Origin of the sequence: Maritimibacter harenae (assembly GCF_009882975.1) — a bacterium.
Lineage (GTDB): Bacteria > Pseudomonadota > Alphaproteobacteria > Rhodobacterales > Rhodobacteraceae > Maritimibacter > Maritimibacter harenae.
In genome coordinates this window covers 486,471-488,421 of sequence record NZ_WTUX01000010.1, presented here as the reverse complement: position 1 = coordinate 488,421, position 1,951 = coordinate 486,471, and the positions used below count along the sequence as shown (strand labels likewise).

At 55.1% G+C, this 1,951-nt stretch carries 2 pseudogenes; one reads left to right on the top strand and one right to left on the bottom strand.

Features of this window, described 5'->3' with window-relative positions:
- Positions 1-96: 96 nt before the first annotated feature.
- Positions 97-672, top strand: a pseudogene (locus GQE99_RS06645) (transposase); the annotation flags it as partial.
- A gap of 680 nt (positions 673-1,352) precedes the next feature.
- On the opposite strand, the pseudogene GQE99_RS06640 reads toward GQE99_RS06645, so the two are convergent.
- Positions 1,353-1,951: pseudogene (locus tag GQE99_RS06640) on the bottom strand (DDE-type integrase/transposase/recombinase); the annotation flags it as partial.

Below are 1,951 nucleotides of genomic sequence, written 5' to 3'. Positions count from 1 at the left end.
GGCCGAAGCCAACTTCTACGCAGCTCTGGAAACTGAATCCATGGCCGCGTAGCTTAAACCAAACGGCCTCCGGCAAATCCGGGGCGGTTCAAACTGAACCTCGGCCTGATGCGGCAGATCGACGAGCAGTTCCTGGAGACGCCGTTCTTCGGTGTCCGGCAAATGACCTGGCACCTGCGCAACGACGGGCATCTGGTGAACGCNCCGGCTAATGCGCCTCATGGGGCTGATGCCGATTTACCAGAAGCCCAACACGAGCAGGCCGGCGAAAGGACACAAGACCTATCCTTACCTTATGAAAGGGCTGCGCGTGGATTGTCCGAACCAGGTCTGGTGCTCGGATATCACCTACCTGCCCATGCGGCGTGGGTTCCTCTACCTCGTGGCGATCATGGACTGGCACACCCGCAAGGTTCTGTCCTANTGGATGGGAAAGGCCGATTCCTCGACAACATCTTCATCGAGCGGCTGTGGCGCACCCTGAAATACGAATGCGTCTACCTGCATGCCTGGGAAAAAGGATTAGAGACAAAGGCGGCCATCCGGAAATGGATGACCTTCTACAACCACCAGCGCCCACATTCAGCATTGGGCGGCCAGCCTCCGGCGCTGGTCTACCGGCAGAGAAATGATATCAACCAACCCGACCAGCAGGTGCAACGAGTAGCTTAATTTACGCCAGATCCTGCCCAAGAGATGGGGAGTAGCTCACCTCTCATGCCAGAAATGTACCCAAAAATTCGCCTTCACTTCGAACCATCTTCAAAGGTTGGACTGCTGTGTGCTCTGTAGTCAGTGCCGGCGATCGCATTGGATGCGTAAATTCCGACAAATACCGCTGAAAGACCAACAACGACAACGAGCGTGGCTGTCGACATTATCCGAAAAAAAAGTTTCATAGCTAGCTCCACGTCTCCATCGCCCACACCCTCGAAGCGCTGCGCCTTCAAGATAAAGCTTCGTACTGTAAGTTGGCGAGACTATGAATTGTTTGCGTCAACATCAAGAAATAGAGCTGATATTTGGCCCTCCCCAATTGATTTTATCTGCGGTCGTGTTCTGGAAAACGAAAACCAGAATGGCTCCCATGTTTCGCTCGCCGTCGTCAATGATTTGGGACACAACCAGCCTGTCACCCTGATCGTTTTTTTGGTCTTGCCCCCTGAAGCCGGTCCGAACCGAATGCGAAATTCGGGTACATTTCTGGCAGGAGAGGAGTGCACCGATACCGAAGAAACGATTCAGCGACAAACAGATTTGCAGTGCTCCCCAACTTTAGACCGCCGGAAGGTGGATTTTTCCGGCTGTCGGTCCGACCCCGAACCTTCTACCGCTCTTGGCGAGAGTCTTCNGATCGGGACCTTGTTGCCGATCGCGCTGTGTGGCCGTTCCTCGTTGTAGTATCTACGCCAAGTCTCCAACTTTTCAGCCGCATCCGCAAGCCTCAGGAACCAGCGGGCATTCAGACATTCTGCCCGGAATTTGCCATTGAACGCTTCNGCGCTGGTAAGCCCAGAGGTCCATGTCGCGGGAGACAAACTCGCTCCCCTGGTCGACCCGGATCGTCTTGGGATAACCCGTGACGCGGCATATCCGATCCAGCGTGGCAACCACGTCTTCGCCGCGGTAACTGAACCGAGAATCGAGCACCGGCACGTAGCGCGAGAAGGTGTCTACCACGGTCAAGACCCGCAGCTTCTTACCGGTCGCCAACTGGTCATGCACGAAGTCCATAGCCCAGACGTCATTCGGACCAACAGCCTCTGCGCGATCATCACGCAGCTTCGCCTTCACTCGTCGTTTGGGTGTCTTGTTCCTGAGCTGCATCCCCAACTCCCTGTAAATACGGTAAACCTTCTTGATGTTGATATCCCATCCTTCGCGGTCCAGAAGCACATGAATGCGGCGATAACCGTAGCGCACACGCGTCTCGCAGATCTCCTTGATCCGT